Annotated in this window: 15 protein-coding genes; 1 reads left to right on the top strand and 14 read right to left on the bottom strand. The window is 27.1% G+C overall.

What is annotated here, in order from left to right; all coding sequences use genetic code 11:
* Positions 1 to 8 precede the first annotated feature (8 nt).
* From NT01CX_RS03285 to NT01CX_RS03220, 14 genes are all read right to left on the bottom strand, one after another.
* Positions 9 to 1,139, bottom strand: coding sequence for a glycosyltransferase (locus NT01CX_RS03285; protein WP_011721619.1), 1,131 nt, complete (start codon positions 1,137 to 1,139; stop codon positions 9 to 11).
* 16 nt (positions 1,140 to 1,155) lie between these two features.
* On the bottom strand, positions 1,156 to 2,280 hold the full coding sequence (locus NT01CX_RS03280; RefSeq protein WP_011721618.1) for a glycosyltransferase: 1,125 nt from the start codon (positions 2,278 to 2,280) through the stop codon (positions 1,156 to 1,158).
* A gap of 76 nt (positions 2,281 to 2,356) precedes the next feature.
* Positions 2,357 to 3,454 carry a glycosyltransferase family 4 protein gene (locus NT01CX_RS03275; protein ID WP_011721617.1) on the bottom strand — a complete coding sequence of 366 codons (1,098 nt, stop codon included), beginning with the start codon at positions 3,452 to 3,454 and terminating at the stop codon, positions 2,357 to 2,359.
* 12 nt (positions 3,455 to 3,466) lie between these two features.
* On the bottom strand, positions 3,467 to 4,843 hold the full coding sequence (locus tag NT01CX_RS03270) for a nucleotide sugar dehydrogenase (RefSeq protein WP_011721616.1): 1,377 nt from the start codon (positions 4,841 to 4,843) through the stop codon (positions 3,467 to 3,469).
* A 26-nt stretch (positions 4,844 to 4,869) separates the two neighbouring features.
* Positions 4,870 to 6,027 (bottom strand): non-hydrolyzing UDP-N-acetylglucosamine 2-epimerase, encoded by a 1,158-nt coding sequence (gene wecB, locus NT01CX_RS03265; protein ID WP_011721615.1) that lies wholly within the window; start codon positions 6,025 to 6,027, stop codon positions 4,870 to 4,872.
* Positions 6,028 to 6,039: 12 nt separating this feature from the next.
* A complete protein-coding gene (locus tag NT01CX_RS03260) occupies positions 6,040 to 6,699 on the bottom strand; it encodes a sugar transferase (protein ID WP_011721614.1) in 660 nt (219 codons plus the stop codon).
* Positions 6,700 to 6,792: 93 nt separating this feature from the next.
* Positions 6,793 to 7,563 (bottom strand): tyrosine-protein phosphatase, encoded by a 771-nt coding sequence (locus NT01CX_RS03255; protein WP_011721613.1) that lies wholly within the window; start codon positions 7,561 to 7,563, stop codon positions 6,793 to 6,795.
* Positions 7,560 to 8,264, bottom strand: coding sequence for a CpsD/CapB family tyrosine-protein kinase (locus NT01CX_RS03250; RefSeq protein WP_011721612.1), 705 nt, complete (start codon positions 8,262 to 8,264; stop codon positions 7,560 to 7,562). The genes NT01CX_RS03255 and NT01CX_RS03250 overlap by 4 nt, the downstream gene beginning before the upstream one ends.
* Before the next feature lie 16 nt (positions 8,265 to 8,280).
* Complete coding sequence (locus NT01CX_RS03245) at positions 8,281 to 8,970, bottom strand: YveK family protein (protein ID WP_011721611.1); 690 nt, start codon at positions 8,968 to 8,970, stop codon at positions 8,281 to 8,283.
* A 285-nt stretch (positions 8,971 to 9,255) separates the two neighbouring features.
* Positions 9,256 to 9,984 carry an Ig-like domain-containing protein gene (locus NT01CX_RS03240; RefSeq protein WP_011721610.1) on the bottom strand — a complete coding sequence of 243 codons (729 nt, stop codon included), beginning with the start codon at positions 9,982 to 9,984 and terminating at the stop codon, positions 9,256 to 9,258.
* Between the two features lie 36 nt (positions 9,985 to 10,020).
* Positions 10,021 to 10,698, bottom strand: coding sequence for an ABC transporter ATP-binding protein (locus NT01CX_RS03235; RefSeq protein ID WP_011721609.1), 678 nt, complete (start codon positions 10,696 to 10,698; stop codon positions 10,021 to 10,023).
* Complete coding sequence (locus tag NT01CX_RS03230; protein WP_011721608.1) at positions 10,691 to 11,851, bottom strand: ABC transporter permease; 1,161 nt, start codon at positions 11,849 to 11,851, stop codon at positions 10,691 to 10,693. The genes NT01CX_RS03235 and NT01CX_RS03230 overlap by 8 nt, the downstream gene beginning before the upstream one ends.
* A gap of 359 nt (positions 11,852 to 12,210) precedes the next feature.
* Positions 12,211 to 15,498, bottom strand: coding sequence for a hypothetical protein (locus tag NT01CX_RS03225; RefSeq protein ID WP_011721607.1), 3,288 nt, complete (start codon positions 15,496 to 15,498; stop codon positions 12,211 to 12,213).
* A 68-nt stretch (positions 15,499 to 15,566) separates the two neighbouring features.
* On the bottom strand, positions 15,567 to 16,778 hold the full coding sequence (locus NT01CX_RS03220) for a hypothetical protein (RefSeq protein ID WP_039225386.1): 1,212 nt from the start codon (positions 16,776 to 16,778) through the stop codon (positions 15,567 to 15,569).
* A gap of 651 nt (positions 16,779 to 17,429) precedes the next feature.
* On the opposite strand from NT01CX_RS03220, the gene NT01CX_RS03215 reads away from it, so the two are divergent.
* Positions 17,430 to 18,245 (top strand): YihY/virulence factor BrkB family protein, encoded by an 816-nt coding sequence (locus tag NT01CX_RS03215; RefSeq protein ID WP_011721605.1) that lies wholly within the window; start codon positions 17,430 to 17,432, stop codon positions 18,243 to 18,245.
* Positions 18,246 to 18,254: the final 9 nt, after the last annotated feature.

Genomic DNA, 18,254 nt, shown 5'->3' with positions numbered 1-18,254 from the left:
TCCTTCATTTATAGAATTTTTTCTATAAACTTAAATCTATTATTCCATGTATTCTCTTTAGCAAAATAAATATTTTTATGAACATTTTCTTTATTATATATAGCCATCTTTATATTATTTAAGAATTCATTATAATTATTAGCTACATAAGCTGGACTATCAATATAATTCATTTCTTTAAAATTTGTTGTTACTACATTTAATCCAACACTCATATATTCATATAATTTTATAGGTGTCACCGAATCAGTTAATTTATTTACTTTAAATGGAATAATCGCAACATCACTATAATATAAATAATTAGGTATATCCTTATAATTTCTGCCACCTAATACATGAATATTATTATATTTTTTTAATTGTTCCAAACTAATTTTTTCAGGTCCTATAATATAAAAATCTACTCCCGATAATTTTTTCACACAATGCTCAACTAAATCAACATCAAACCATGAATCTATAGCTCCTACATATATACATTTTTTATTATTATTACTTTCAAATTCTTTTGGTAATATATATTGATTTCTTATAAAATTACTTAGATCAACTCCATTAGGTAAATAAGTTAAATCCTTTCTTATTTTAGATTTCTTATCCATTAAATTCTTTGAAGTCACAAATGTTATATCTGATTCTTTTATTAATTTATTTTCAAATTCTATATAGCTATTAAATCCCTTATTAAATTCTTCCATATCATCACCGCATCTATGTATCATTTTTTTATAAGAAATCATATCTTTTAAATAGTAATATTTAGGATTAGTAATCCATAGTATATCTACTTTATCAAATCCACTTTTCTTCAAAACATTATCTATTTTAGGTATAGTCATTTTTAAACTTAATTTATTAAAAATTTTATTTTTCAATATTGGATAACTTCCGTACATAACCATAGAATATGGAGAATACGTATAAATATTATGATCAACTTCTACAAATTCATTTTTATTGTAACTTTTTCTCATATTATATGTTTCACGATTATTAAAAATAGATATAAAGTTATAAACTGGCAGCAGCCATAATACCTCATAACCATTTTCAGCAAATAACTTTGCATAATGATGTGCTCCAAATTTAAATACGCTATTATAATCAAAATACTCTGCCATTATGACTTTTTTCATCAAGTATCACGATCCTTTAATTAAATATATTTCTTTTACAAATCAACTTTTCATACTTTAATTCTTGCTCTACAACCTCATTGCATAACTCGTAAATATACACTAAACTATCTTTTCTACATTTAATCATTCTTTGCAAATTATCTATGTTTAAATCATTTTTTATACCTATACCTAGGTTGTATTTAGTAACTATCTCCTTTGGTGTTCTTAATGATTCCGATATTATAATATTTAACCCCGCTTCTATATATTCACTTACCTTATTAGGAAATGCTACATTATTAGTAAGATTATCATCCCTCAAAATTATTCCAAAATCACATGCAGTTAAAGCATTGATAACATCTTTAGATTTTAAACTTTTAATTATATACTTATCTTTATATAATGGATCAACAATATTATTTACCTTTTCTACTTCACCTGTAAATATACATAGCCTACTATTAGGTATATCTTTACTTAATTTATTATATAAGTTTATTATCTCGTTAATCTTTTGCCACTTTGACATTCCACCTGAATAAACAAATACAGTTTCATCATTATTTAAACTAAGTTTTTTTCTCCATTTGATTCTAGAATTTAATCTTTCATCTACACTTCTAAAAATAGAATCTATTCCACATGGAACATAATAAAATTGTAATTTATTTGCTATATTAGGATATTTAATTTTTACATACTTTTCCATCTCATGTGAAACTATAAATATTCCGTTACTTATTGATAATAGCTTTTTTTCTTGATGCTTAGTAAATAAATAATATATTTTTGACAAGAATTTGACTTTTATTCTAGGATGTACATATTCTATTGCCTCCTCAACACATCCATGCATATCATAAATTATTTTACACTTATTTCGTTTTATGTATCTTTTTAAAACATTGTGAAATAAGCCTATAAAATATCCCGATACTATTATAGTTGTTGGTTTCTCATCTTTTAAGTAATTAATCAGCTCCTTTTTAACGCTAAAGAATCTTTTTATAATATTGCCCAATTTATAATTCAAAAAAATTTTTTTATTAAAACATTCATAATTAAACAATCCTTCATCATAATGAGAAACCCTATTTTCTGTTTGGAAGGCAATAACATCCATCTTTTTTTTATAAACTTTAAAAGTTGCCATAGCTCGTCTATGTATTAAACTATATTCTCCCGTAGAACTAAAAATATTTCTACATGTAAATAATAAGTATTTCAAACTAATCACCAATACTTTCTAAACTCATATATAATTTTTTATATTCTTGTAACATAATTTTTTCATTATAAAACTTACAAATACTTTGTCTTGCACTTTTCCCAATTTCTTCTCTTTTTGAATCTTCTTCAATTAATATCTTTATTTTTTTTATAAACTCATCTACTCCACTGCAAACATATCCATTTTCATTACTTTCTATAACATCTCTATTTCCTATTACATCTGAAACAATTACTGGTTTTTCTAAATACATAGCTTCTAATAATGATATTGGCAATCCCTCCCACAACGAAGTCATTATATATATATCTAAATCTAGTAGCTTTTCTATGACTTTTTTTCTTTCCATCCATCCAGTAACCTGTATATTAGAAGATGTTAATTTATTTTTTAATTCTCCATCTCCTATCCATACAAAATTATACTTTGGAAACTTTTCAGCTATTTGATTAAATTGTTGAGGATTTTTTTGATAACATATCCTTCCTATGGTACCTATAGTAATACTTTCTTTTAAACCTTTCTTTTTATCTATGGATTTTAATATTTCATCTATTTTCTTTGTATTTATTCCATTGTTTATATTTATACAATTTTCTTGTATTTTTAGTGCTTCCTCATATTCACCTTTAGAACATCCAACAATACTTCCTCCAAATCTAGAAGCATATTTTTCTAATGCTAAAAATACCTTTCTTTTAAATTTAGACTCGTTCTGTTGTAAAAATGAAAATCCATGTGGATTGTAAAACACTTTATTCATATTAAATCTATTCATATAACTTGCTATTCTTCCTAAAAAACCAGCTTTTGAAGAATGTAGATGTATTATATCTGGATTTTCAATATCTAATACTTTTTTTAATTTAAATAAAGATCTTATGTTTTTATAAGGATTTAATCCTCTGCACATATCTACATGTACAAATTTCACTTTTTTACTAAAATCTTTTTTAAAGTTTTTAGGAGTTTGTTCTCTCACAGAATATACTACAACTATTTCATATCCATTTTTATCACATAGTGCATTACATAATTCAGTTAAAAAAGAATAAACCCCACCTCCAAAAGCTTCTACAACATGTACTATCTTCATTATATACCTCTCTTATATTCTCCAACATCTAATTCCGTATTTTTCAGCTTCAACTTGACTTATTACTGCTTTAGTATCAATACACACTGGTTTATCTTTCATAATGTTTGACATATGCTCACAATAATTAAAGTTTATTGCGTGTTGCTTTGTTAATATAAGCACTGCATCTGCACCTTTTAAAGCTTCATCTTGTGTATCCACTTTAAAATCATAACTTGTTGGAACTACTGGATCAAAGGCCTCAACATTAGCTCCTCTTTCTAATAATAATTTACATATATCAATTGGTGGGCTTATTCTATCATCGTTAGAATAATCCTTCATAGCTAACCCTAAAACTGCTATTTTAGAACCTTTTAAATTTTTATTTACATCTTTTAATAATTCCTCTGTTTTATTAACTATAAACTCAGGAAGTTGTGCATTTTTTTCTCTTGAAAGATTTAATATATCCATATCAACTGCCAATTCATTAGCTTTTGGTGCAATATAATGATAAGCATTTGGTATACAGTATCCTCCAACTCCTGGCCCTGGAGTTAAAAGATTAACTCTTTTATGAGTATTCGCAAGTTTTATAACTTCAAATATATCTATGCCAAGAGCCTCTGTAAATCTTGCAAATTCTTGAGACATAGCAATATTTACATCTCTTTGAACATTTTCAAATACTTTAGACGTTTCAACAGCTTTTATGCAAGTAGCAGGCACTACTTCTGCTTTACAAACTATAGATAATACCTCAGTTGCCCTATCTAAACTATCTTTATTTATGCCTGCAACTAATGTTGGCATATTTGCAAATTCATCAAAAGCATTTCCTTCTGCAATCCTTTCAGATGCATAAGCAAGATAAAAGTCGCTTCCAGCCTTCATTCCCGATTCTTTTTCTAATATGGGAAGTACAAAATCTTCTGTAGTTCCCGGTATAACTGTACTTCTTATAATCACCAAATCTTTCTTTTTTAAATTTTTTCCTATAGACACACAAGCAGCTTCTAAATAATCCATTATGTATTTACCATCTTTTATTGGAATACCTACAGTTACAATTATGTTATTGCATTCTTTAACTGCCTCTTCCGCCTCTGTTGTTGCCTTATATCTTTTTTCTTCTAATTGTATTTTTAATATGTCTTGTATAGTTACATCATAAAACTTTTCTGTATGATGCGTTAACCCTTTATTTGTATTAGCTACAAGAATATCATCTACATCAACTCCTATAGTACTACACCCTCTTAAAGCAAAACTCAATGCTAAGGGTAATCCAACAAATCCCTGTCCAAATACACAGACTTTTTTATTAATAGAATTTTCTTTTATATTTTCATTTAAACTCTTTATCTTTTCAATATTTGTATTCTTACTTTTAAATAACTCCATCTTTCTCCCCCTCTTTTCACCTTATTTTAACTTAATAAAAATTCTTCTAATTTATCAATATTATTTAAGTTAAAATAACATAGTATAGCTTGAACTATTCTATCTGAAGCTTTCCCATCTCCATATGGATTAACAGCTTCACTCATTTTTTTATAAACTTCTGCATTATTTATTAAAATTTCAGCACTATCAATTATACTATTAAAGTTTGTTCCCACTAACTTTACAGTACCCATTTTTACAGCTTCCGGTCTTTCTGTTACATCTCTTAACACTAAAACAGGTTTTCCCAAATGTGGTGCTTCTTCTTGAAGTCCCCCAGAATCAGTCATAACCATATAACACTTATTCATTAGATTATGAGTTTCCTTTGTATCTTGTGGAGGTAATAAATGCACTCTTTCTATTCCTTTTAGATGTTTTTCTACACCATCTTTTACAACTGGGTTTAAATGTACTAAATAAACTATTTCTACATTTTTATTATTTTCAACTATGTATTTAAGTGATTTACATATATTTTCTATGCCTTCACCCCAATTTTCTCTTCTATGTGCAGTTACCATTATTACTTTTTTATTTTTATAATCTATATTATTAAGTTCTTCTGTCTTAAACCTATAGTTTTTTTCAACTGTAGTATTCATAGCATCAATAACTGTATTTCCTGTTATATATATTAATTTTTCATCTATTCCTTCTTTTAATAAATTTTGTTTTGATTGATTAGTAGGTGCAAAATGAATGTCTGCAATAGACCCCGTTAACTTTCTATTCATCTCTTCTGGATATGGAAAATATTTATCAAAGGTACGGAGTCCGGCTTCAACATGTCCTACTTTTATTTTTTGATAAAAAGCAGCTAATGCTCCTGCAAATGTTGTAGTTGTATCTCCATGAACCAAGATCATATCCGGCTTTTCTTCTATAAACACTTCTTCTAACCCTTTAAGTACCCTAGAAGTTACCCCTGTTAATGACTGTCTTTCTTTCATAATATCTAAGTCATACTCAGGTTTTATATTAAATAAATTCAAAACTTGATCAAGCATTTCTCTATGTTGCGCTGTTACACACACCTTTGAATCTATGTATTCACATTTTTCTAATTTTTTAACTAAGGGAGCCATTTTTATAGCCTCTGGTCTTGTTCCAAATATAGTTATTATCTTTATTTTCTTCATACTCTCACCTTCCTACGCAGCATTTTCATCTCCCAAAAGTACTCCCACAGTCTTAAATATAAGTTTTATATCTACCCAAGTACTTCTTTCTTTTATATACTTAATATCAAGTTCCATCCATTCCTCAAAATCAATATTATTTCTTCCACTTACTTGCCAATAACAAGTAAGTCCCGGTTTTGCTAGAAGTTTTAATCTCTGATAATCGCTAAACTGTTCAACTTCACTCGGCAAATTAGGTCTTGGTCCTACTAGCGACATTTCTCCTTTTAATATATTTATAAGTTGAGGTAATTCATCTATACTTGTTTTTCTTATGAATTTTCCTACTCGTGTTACTCTAGGATCATCTTTCATTTTAAACATTGGACCAGACATTTCATTTTTTTCCTTAAGTTTATATAAAACTTCTTCTGCGTTTATAATCATTGATCTAAACTTATACATTTTAAATATTTTACCGTTTTTACCAACACGCTCTTGTGAAAAAAAAACAGGTCCTTTTGAATCCAATTTTATAGCTATTGCAGTTATTATCATTATTGGTGATAGAATAACAATGCCACATAAAGATCCAACTATATCAATTATTTTTTTTATAACAAAATAGGAAGTACTCTTTTTAAATTGACTTTTAATTCTAATTTTCTTATTTAAATTTAATTCCTCCACACTATACCTCCCTTCATCTTTTGGTTAATTCCGCCTGTAACAAATAATAGTATCACTAATTTATTATTTGTGTAACATATATACATTTATCTTTTATCTTCTCTTAAAAATCCCTAAAAATCCTCGTTTTACTTTAATTTTCTTATTTGTATAACATATTTCCTTATCATTTAATATTTCACAATTATTTTCAATTATTTTTTCATAAAGACTTTTATTTTTATTATGTATAATCATTAAAGCTTCTTTTAATTTTGGTGATCTTCGCCCTAAAGTATGAGCATCTGATGCAACAAAGTCACAAACTCCATATTCAATGAGCTTCATGGAAGTTTTTTGTACCTTCTTTCCAAAGACTCCTGTTATACTTCCTGAATTTAGTTGAAAATAACATTGTTCATTTATAAAGTCATTTAGTATAGTTAAATCATCCTGTACATATATGTATCTTTCAGGATGAGCTATTATTGGTTTTATCCCTTGTAGTTTTAATTCATATATTATGTCTAATGCATCTTTAGGATAATCCATCATTGAAAATTCAATTAACATATATTTAGTATCATTAAGCCCTTTTAATTTTTTCTCTTTGTAATACTTTAGAGTATATTTATCTAAATATATTTCTTGCCCAGGCAATACTTCTACATCAATATTATTTTTACTAGCCAATTTATTTAATTCTTCTACACTTTTAATTACATCCTGATATTCATTTTCGTAGTGTCCTCTATAAAAATGAGGAGTCGCGACTATTTTACTAATCCCATCCTCCTCCGCTATTCTAAGCATTTCAAGAGAAATATCTATATCCTTTGATCCATCATCAATACCAGGAAGTATATGACAATGAATATCTATCATTTTTTACTTTTTCTCCTTTTCTTGCTCTTTTCATCTTCATCTCCGTAATAGTAATAATAACTATACCCATATCCTTTTCCTTCATTTAAAGGGACCTTAGTTAGTACTACCCCTAATATATTTGCTTTTACTTTTAATAAAAGTTCCTTTGCTCTTATAGCAGCTTCCTTTTCAGCTTGTCCTGAAGCAGCTACAAGAAGTACACCATCTACTATTGTGGATAATATTTGTGCATCTGTAACAGCAATTACTGGTGGCGTATCTATAACAATGTAATCAAAATTTTCTTTTAAAGATTCCAAGAATTTTTTCATTTTCTTAGATGCTACCATTTCTGCTGGATTAGGAGGAATAGTTCCTGCCGGAAGCAAATATAAATTTTCATTATAATTAACTACTACTTCTTCAAAAGGGACCTCTCCAACTAAATAATTAGACAATCCTTTTTCATTGGATATATGAAACTTTTTATGTACTGTAGGTTTTCTAAGATCGCAATCTATTAATAATACTTTTCTATCTGATTGAGCCATAGACAAAGCTAAATTACCTGATGTTGTAGACTTTCCTTCTGAAGGTCCTGAGCTTGTTACTATTATTGTTTTTAATTCCTTATCAAATGAAGAATACTGTATATTAGTCCTTAAAGTTCTATATGCTTCTGCTGCAATGGACTTAGGTTCTTTTTCTACAATAAGCATGAAAAAACTCCTCTCTCTATTCTGATAAATGATTTGGTATTGTTCCAAGTACCGGAATATCCAAACACTTTTCTACATCTTCCTGTGTTTTAATTGTATTGTCCATATACTCAAGTACAAAAACTAGCCCTATAGATACCATAAGTCCTAAGAAAAAGGCTATTGCTACATTTAAAGCTTTATGCGGTTTTACAGGTTTTTCTGGAACTTGAACCTTGTCCAATATTTGAACATTTCCATTTGGTATTGTAATTTTAGATTTTTGTATAAAGATAGGTGTAAGAGTTTCAGCAATTTTTCTTGCTTTTTCTGGATCTTTACTTTGAACTTTTATGTCCATTATTTGAGTATCCTGTTGAGGTGTTACTTCTATCATTTTATCTAGCTCTTTTGTTGTAACATCTAAATTTAATTTTTCAATTACCTGTTCTAAAACGTCATTTGTTTTAGCAATGGTTGCATAAGTCTTTACAAGTCTTTGATACATCATAATATCTGATTCATTATATGATATCTTTTGACTTTGTTCATTTTCATTTTTTCCTATAAAAACACTTAATGTTGCCTCATATGTAGGATGTATTACAAAAAAACTTATAATACCTGATAATATTGTTGCTATTAAAGTAATGGATACTATTAATTTAAATCTTTTTCTTAAAACAAAAAAAAGATCACGCAAATCTAATGTTATTTCGTCTTCCATTATGCTTCCTCCATTCTAGTTAACTGGAATTATATATGTAAATTATAACATTTTTCACCTATTAATTCCATGGTAATCATTCTTCTATTTACTAATTATATTATATATATCCCTTATTGTAAATTATATCTTAGGAATATTTATGCTATATTAGCTTATTTCGATTATTTTTACCATAACTTTATAAATATACGTAATTTGTCATGTTAGAATATTTTACCAATTAGACATTAAAAATAAAGACTAATAGATCTTTCTTTCTACTAGTCTTACTTTTAATAATATTTAAACTCCTAACGCTTCTCTTATATCCATTAATTCTCCAATAGTAAATGTTGACTCAATAAGATTTTTGAATTCTTGTTGTTCTATTGATGAAAGACTTCTATATCTTTTCTTTACATCATCACTATTAATTTTGTATGATGGATTTTTCACTCTTTCATCAATTGTATTTATTAAATAATCTACTAACTGTTTTTCATTTTCAGTTTTTAATAATGGTTTTATTTTAACCAAACCTTCACGTGCTTTCTTAATAGATGGATTTATATTTGCAGTGCTTTCTTTATTTTCAGAAGTTGTAGTAGAACTGCTTGAACCTGAACCTCCAGTTGTTGTACCATTTTCTATTGTAAAACTCATTCTAGTTTCTTGTTTTAATGGTTTATTTGTTTTATCTTTTATTTTATTTGTAATTACAATTGAATATGTTTCCCCTTTTGTATACTTTGATTTTGCTAGAACTACTTCAACGGATTTTTCATCACCACTTAATATTAAGTTTATATCTATTGCTTGTCCGTTCTTATCTAAAACTTTTATAGCATCTTTTGTTAACGCTGCTTTATCTAATTGCTTAGAAAAATTTATTTTCCACTTTTTATCTATTGCTACTGGATTTTTAGGTGCATCAATTTGTTTTATTGAGTTATCACTTGCAAATGCTTTTCCATTACACATGAATATTAATGAAAATAATAACATTATAAGAAATTTATTTTTTGTTTTCATCTTTATACCTCCCTAAGAATTATATGTAACATTATATCACAAAAATTTTATTGTTCCATCTTGTATTTTTATAATTTTATCTGTTTTTTCTGCTATTCTCTCATCATGAGTAATTATTACAAAAGTAGTATTGAATTCTTTGTTTATTTTTCTAAATAAATTGTAAATTTCTTGTGATGATTTTGAATCTAGGTTTCCTGTTGGTTCATCTGCTAAAATTATTTTTGGATTATTCATTAATGCCCTTGCAATTGCTACTCTTTGTTGTTGCCCTCCTGATAGGTCATACACTTTTTTCTTTTTTAGTTCTAATAGTCCTACCATTTCTAAAAGACTTTCTGCTCTTTGCCTTTTTTTCTTTCCTATAAAAAAGCTTTTAATTCTACCTGGCATTAATACATTTTCTATTACATTAAACTCTGGAAGAAGATAATGAAATTGAAATACAAATCCTATGGTTTCATTTCTCATTTTAGATAAAGTTCTTCTACCTACCTTATTAATAATTTTTCCATCTATATATATTTCTCCACTAGATGGCTTGTCTAAAGTTCCTATTAGATTTAAAAGTGTAGTTTTTCCACTACCAGAGGCCCCTATAATTGAGTTAAATGATCCTTCTTCTATTGATAGGTTAATATTCTTTAGCACTTTAGTTTTTACTCTTTTTCCATATGTTTTATTTATATTTTTAAGTTCTATTATGTTAGCCATTTTTTATAACCTCCACAGGATTTAACTTAAAGGATTTTATTGATGGAAATATAGATGCAAATACTGATGCTATTACACTTATTGTAGCTGATTTTAAAATAAAATTCCTACTTATTATAATATTAACCAAAGGAACCCCTTCTTCTGTTAATATGTACTTATTAAATCCTTTAATATATAGCATACTTAATGCTATTCCTATTAAGGTTCCTAGAACACCTATAAATAATGCTTGGAAGAAAAATATTAATGATGTTTTACTGTTTTTCATACCCATGGCTTTTAGTATTCCTATTTCTTTATATTTTTGAACAACACTTATACTAAGTACACTAACTATACTAAGTACAGATGCTAAGAGTACAAAAAATTGTATTACAATTGTGCATACCTTTTGTCCCATTAATCCACTTACAATAAGTTTATTTTGTTGCTTCCAATTTTCTACTTTTAAATCTTTATCATTAAGAACCTTTTCTACTATCTTTCCTTCACTATCTGCTCCATAAACATTATTTATTGAAATTTCAATTGAACGTATTTTATTCTCATTTTGTAATCCAGAAAAATATTGAGCATCGCTTAAACTTGTCATTATCCAAGATTTATTTAACTTTATATTTCCTAAATCAAAAAATCCTGTAACTATAAATTCTTTATTTTTTCCCCATGGTGTTGTTATATTTATTTTATCTCCAACCTTAACTCCAAGTCTTTCTTTTAGGTCACTTCCAAGTATTGCTTCACCTTCATTTTGAAATAATTTTCCTTCATATATCTTGCTTTTAATTTTGTACATTTTATTAAGATCTTCGGAAGTAAAACCTCTTATTAATATGGGCTCTGTAATATCTTTTAGTTTTACATAGCCTTGTGTATCTACATTAGGAATTGCGGATACTATTTCTCCTTTTTTAGCCGTTAGCTTGGCTATTTTATCATCCCAATTGTCTATTGATCCATTTTTAGAATAAACAGTAATATGAGGTGCATTTCCTACTATTTTAAACAATAAGGTTCTTTCTAGTCCCTTACTTAAAAGTCCAATAAATATCTGAACAGATACTGCAATTGCAATTGACAGTATTATAACTAAACTTTGAAGCTTTTTCTTAGTTAAAAATCTCCATGCTACTTTTATAGACGCAAACATATTCTAATTTCACCTCTCTTAGTTAAAATAATGAAAAAAGAAAAGATGCTAAGAACTAGCATCTTTTCTAACGTCAGTGATAAGATCTGACCATTATGTGTTTGTGATTTGATTTTATTTGATGTGCTTGAATTTTGAAATGTTAATTACTTAAATTCCGTTCATCCATATAATAGCTGAATAAGAACCCGCTCTATTATATTCTTATTCAATTATAATTTAATTGCTTCAATTATACCAATCTAGATTCAGTGGTGATTGGGTTAGTGTTAAATATCATTATAATTTAAATAACCAATCATATAAACTAGTTTATATTGATTCCTGTTATTCTTTACTGCTATAAGATTTACTTTATACTATTTTATAGTATATCCGCCTAATTTAGCTTCTCCAAGTTCTTTAACGAAATTTTCTACTGTCATCTTCTTTATGTCTTCCATTGTCTTATCTTTAAATGAATTTTCTAATACCTTTTTGAAATCTTCATCTGATTGTAAGAATTTTAAAAGACCTAAGTTTTCATTATCTTTCTTAACTTCATCAATTATTGATTGTACTGTAGAAGCTTTTTTAGCTGCATCAATTGTTATTTCTTTTTTATCAGTATTTACTTTAGTACCTGCTCCAAGATATTTTTGTAATTGTCCTTCAATTATCTTATTATCTTTAATTTTATCGTTAGAATTTCCAACATGAACAGTTAATTCTGAAATTTCATTTCCTTTACCTTTATTAGCTAGTATAGCTTTATCACTTATTGGTTGATTTAATGATACAGTAAATCCTTGATCAATATCATCATCTTCATCTAATTTACCAGCAACATTTAATATAACCTTATTACCATCAACCTTAGTGTTAACTATTCTTAAATCTTCATAATCCTTGTGTTCATCTAATTTAAATGTATTGTTAGTTACAGAATTTGGATTTATATCTTCTTCGAATGTTAAAGTTATAGTACCAACAACTAACTTCTTACCATCAACTACTGGTGTTTCGTCAACTTTAGCTATAACTACATGTTCATTTTTGCCTACAGACGGATCCTTAGAAGCCTCTTTAAGTTTGCTATTATCCATAATTGCTGGTGCTATATGATCAACTACAGCTTCTGAAATACCTGCTTGTAATTTGGCGTCATATTTATTTTCAGACTTAATATCATCTTCTTTTTCTGTAGTCACAAGATATACTTGTTCCCCTTTGTATTTTCCATCATATGTTAATACATGATCTAATTTATCATCATCATATTTTTCATAGTTGTCTCCATCTTTTTCAAGAGTCATTGTAACAACAGTTTTTCCATCTTTTGATTCAGGATCCCATGCAGCTACTTTTACTTCATTTACAACTTTTCCATTTTCTATTTTTTTCTTTCCGTTATTTCCATAAACAAGCATTAAATCTTCATTTTTGAACTTTAATTCATCATCAAATACAACTTGAATTTTATCTGTAGAAATAGCTTTTAATTGTGCTTCTCCATCTTCTCTCTTAATTCCTACAGTATCTGATTTTTCAACTTTAGCAATTAATTCTACTGGATTTACATTACCACTAGCATCTTCAACTTTTCCAATATGAATTCTGAATTCTTTACCAGCTTTAATATCCTTTGCTAAATCATAAGAATCATCTTTATTATCTTTGTATGGCACTTGTAATTCTACTTTATGGCCATTTTGTATTACTTTAATATCTGAATTATATAAATCATCAATTAAAACAGTACTCTTTTCACCTTTAAAGTATTTTGAATCTGATACGCATTCTAAAGAATATTTTTTAATATCTCTTATAGAAGATTCTTTCATCTTTGTATCAAAATCCACTATAATTTTTTGTTTATTTCCTTCACCATATACGTGAACTTTACCTTCAATATCTTTGCTAGTTCTTGGATCCTTTTCATTAGCATTAAATGATACTTTTGTTTCTTTTATTGCCTTTCCGTCAACATCTTCAACATCTTTAATAGTTAAAGTATATTTTCCACTATCTAATTTCTTAGAAGTTTTAATTTTAACTTTTTTCTTATTATCACTATCTTTTTCAGCATTGTCTATGCTCCAGCTTCTTCCGTTTTCGTCTACTAACTTGTAGTTTGATGTATCTTCAGCTTTCTTAGTATCAACTTCTTTATTGAACTTAACTTCGATTAGTTTAGCATCATCTTTATCTTGCTCAATAGAATTAACTTTTAATTCAGAATCATCTACTTTTCTATTTACTGGTGCAACTATTTTTTCATTCTTTTGATTCCAAAGAGTTTTTAAGAAATCAGCTTTAATGTGAATATTTGCTGATCCTGCTGGTAATTCATAGTTTTCAAATTCTACTTTTAACTCTTTTCCATCTATTGTAGCTTTAGAAGCTTTATTTGTAGTATTAGTATGATAAATTGAATCATCTGTAATTTTCTTTTCTTTATTATCGTCACCATCAAATTTAATTTCTTCATTAAATATTAAAGTAACTTCACCTTTTTTAATATTTTTGTATCCTACTACTTCAGGCTTAGCTAAATTTTTCTTTACAACAAGATTTTCTTCTTTTACAGCAACTTCAAAGCCATTAAAATCTCCAACTTGACCTTTTACTTTTACTTTTATTTTTTGTCCATCTGTTAACGTATATCCTAATTTTATAATAGCTTCTGTATTATTATTGCATAATTCTACTTTGCTTACAGATATATCATCATTATTTATTTCAAAATCATCTGCTTTTAATTCGGGTTCTTTATCTTGATTATCCATATTTTCATCAGGTTTTACTGGTTTAGAGAATTTAACCTTAATAGAATCAGAACCTACAACTGTAATTGATTCAACTTTTAATACTTCAAAATCTTTAAAGAAAACTTTTTTAGTTTCTTCTTTTCCTGTTATATTATCTTCAAATTCTATTTTATATTCTTCTTGATTTTTTATTCCAAGATCAGTTTTATCTACTTCTCTTCCAATTTTACTATTTTTGAAATTAATTATAGCAAATTTTCCACTCTTATCTAATTCGACTTTATCAATAACATCAGTTACTTCTTTATCTTCATCATTGAATATTTTATAGTTATCTTCTTGTTCTATATCGTCTTTTTTATCAGAACTGGTTACAGCTTTATTGAAGTTAACTTTAACTTGTTTTAAGTTTAAAGCTTCAACTGAAGTAATTGATAATTCAGCTTTTTCATCTTCTTTTTTAACTTCATCAACATATTCAACTTTTCCGTCTTTAACTACTGCCTTTTTAACAACTTTAGCTTCTACGATTTTAGCATCTTTTGATTCAGTGAATGCATTGACATCAAATTTTTGACCTGCACCCTTAGCTTCTAAGAATTTAGCTTCGATTGAAGAGTAATCTACAAGTCCATTTTTGTTATCATTAAATCCGTAGAATCCTTTAGCTTCTGCTAATTTTTTAGTGAAATCTTCATATAATGCAGATTTTTCACCTGCTTTTGAATCTAAGAAAGATTTTTCAAGCTCTACTTTATCATATTTATATACTGCATCTCCAACTTTAACAGAGTATGCATCTACTGCTGCAAATGCTTGTGAAGACATCATTGCTGCAGCAATCATTCCTGCTACTGCTGTAGAAGAAAATACTTTAAGTGTCTTATTATTTGACATTATTTTTACCTCCCTAAAAATACCCTTTGATTTAATATTTATAATTTAGTTTCTATTTAAAATGTCTATTATTTTACAGTAACTACAACATGAGAATTTATTTCTTTTTCGTCTGTTTCAGTTACTACTCCTTGGAAGAATTTCTTTCCATTTTTATCAACGTATTGTAGTTTTTTACCACAAACTGTTACGTCGAATTTTTCTGGAGTTTTAGTGTCTAATGTTACTTTTACATATCTATCAAATGCAGTTAATCCTGCTTCAACAGCTTCAACTTTAAAGTTTGGAACTTCAACTTTTTCATTGATTTTTTCAACTTTAACATTAGCATTAATTTCTTTTTCGTCTGTTTCAGTTACTACCCCTTGGAAGAACTTCTTGCCATTTTTATCAACATATTTTAATTCTTTTCCACAAACTGTTACTTTGTAGTTTTCTGGATCACTTACGTTTAAAGTTGCTTCAACGTATCTATCAAATGCAGTTAAACCTGGTTCTATTTTGATAGTAGCTTTAACATCTTCGTCTTTGTTTTCTTCAACTGTTACAACTTTTAATTTCCATCCATCATAACCTTGAGCTTTAGCAGCATCTGAAGATTTGTTAGTCATTCCCCAAACGTCTACTAAATATTTTCCTGGTTTTGTGAATGTATAGCTTGTTGCATCACCAGTTTCATAAGTGTTGTCAATCTTCCATCCATCTCTTCTTACTTTAGCTGATGGATCATAGATGTGTAATTTATACTTATATCCATCTTTAGCTTTAAGAGTTACTTTTTCTCCTACTTTATAAGTATCTTTGATTCCTAAATCATTTAAGTTTACTCTATTTTCTAAAGATTTAGCAGTTCCAATTGAGAAGTTTTTAACATAATAAGTATCATATGAACCTAATGAATTTTTGTTAACTCCTTCTTTTACTTCTGCTCTTTTAACCCAAACAGAAGCTTTATATTTTCCTGCTGATAAGTTCTTTTTAATTTGTGGAATATATGGTACTTTTGCATTAACAGCTTCAGTATATCCATCTGTTAATTCTGTCCACTTTCCACCATCTTTTTGAACAAATATTCTGTATTGAACATCACCTTCATAGTTTGCAGCTTCTAATGCAAATGTAAATGGTACATTGTCAGTAGCAATAGTGTGTTCTGGTGCTATATAGCTTATAGCTGGTAATTGTTTTGGGGCATTTGCAGCAAATGCTGGTGTTGCCATTCCTACTCCTGATGCAACTACAACAGCTGATAGAAGTAAGCTCATTTTTCTTTTTATCACTTTCGTTCCCTCCCATTTGATAATTTATTTATAAAATAATAAAAAATTATTAACCTTTTTTGTGTATCTATGAATATTAATCCTTTATATTGGTAAAGATAAAAATATTAAAGAAGATACTATTAATATTAAAGAAAAAATAATGGTTATTTTTTCTTTAATAACATTAACTTTCATTCATATGAAAATTAAAACTCTATTTACATAATGAATACAATTAATATTATATAGGTTTTTATACCATTTATCAACAAAAATAAATATTTTATGTCTGGTAAATGTTACTACTAATACCTTATAAAATATAGTTTTTGTATTTTTTTTTAAATATGTATTGTATTTTTATGTATTACAGTAATATATTTTTCCTGTTTTTAAGGTAAATTAATTTACTATTGGTAAAATAATATAATGTTTTTCATAAATATTTCCTTATCGAATTGATTTTAAACTATTTTACCATAAAATGCAATAGTGCATAACACTTTTTTTATATTTATGATATTTTTGAGTTTATTTCTATATTTAATATTTCAAAATATAATTTTCCATTATTTATTATTTCACCCTCCTTCTAATGCATTTAAGTTATATTTCTGTTATATTCTTATATAATAGGAATTATTAATAAATTGATAAGGGGTTATAATTTTGAATAAATTAAAAAATAAAAATCTTATATTTAAGTTACTTTATAAATTAAAAAAAGATGAGATATTTGCACTTGCATCTCAACTTGCATATAGTTTGCTTCTTTCTTTTTTTCCTTTTTTAATTTTTTTATTTACTGTAGCAAGTTTTAGTTCTCTTAAAAGTGAAGGAATTATTATTACATTAAAAAGTGTAATTCCTGAAAGTGCCTATACTTTAGTTCATTCTATTTTAAATGAAACCTTTGAAGCTAGTAATGTAAATTTATTATCTTTCAGTTTTATAATAACCATATGGATAGCTTCAAATGGATTTAAGGCAGTAATAAGAGCGCTAAATAAAGCTTATGGACAAGAAGAAGAGCGTTCCTTTTTTAAAATTCAATTTATGGGAATCATCTCAACTATAATACTTACATTTTTAATTATATTTTCTCTTTTTATTTTGGTACTTGGAAATATAATAGGACTTAAGATCATAACAATGCTTTCTCTTTCAATTAATTTGTATTTTATATGGAATGTACTTAGATACTTTGTTATGTTGATTTTTATGATTGTTATCTTTGCTATAGTATATAAAATCACTCCTTGTAGAAAGCTAAAATTCAAAGATGTTATTCCAGGAGCTATTTTTGCAACTATAGGATGGATTGTAGTATCCCTTGGCTTTTCCTTCTATGTTGATAACTTTGCTAATTATTCAAGGCTTTATGGAAGTATTGGAGCTGTAATAGTTATTCTTGTATGGCTATTTTTATCTTCTATAATTATTTTAATAGGTGGAGAGATTAACGCTATACTTTTGGATGAATAATATTTTATC

It is taken from the genome of Clostridium novyi NT, assembly GCF_000014125.1.
Lineage (GTDB): Bacteria > Bacillota > Clostridia > Clostridiales > Clostridiaceae > Clostridium_H > Clostridium_H novyi.
The sequence above is the reverse complement of the archived record's forward strand: the minus strand, read 5'-3'. Positions and strand labels throughout refer to the sequence as shown.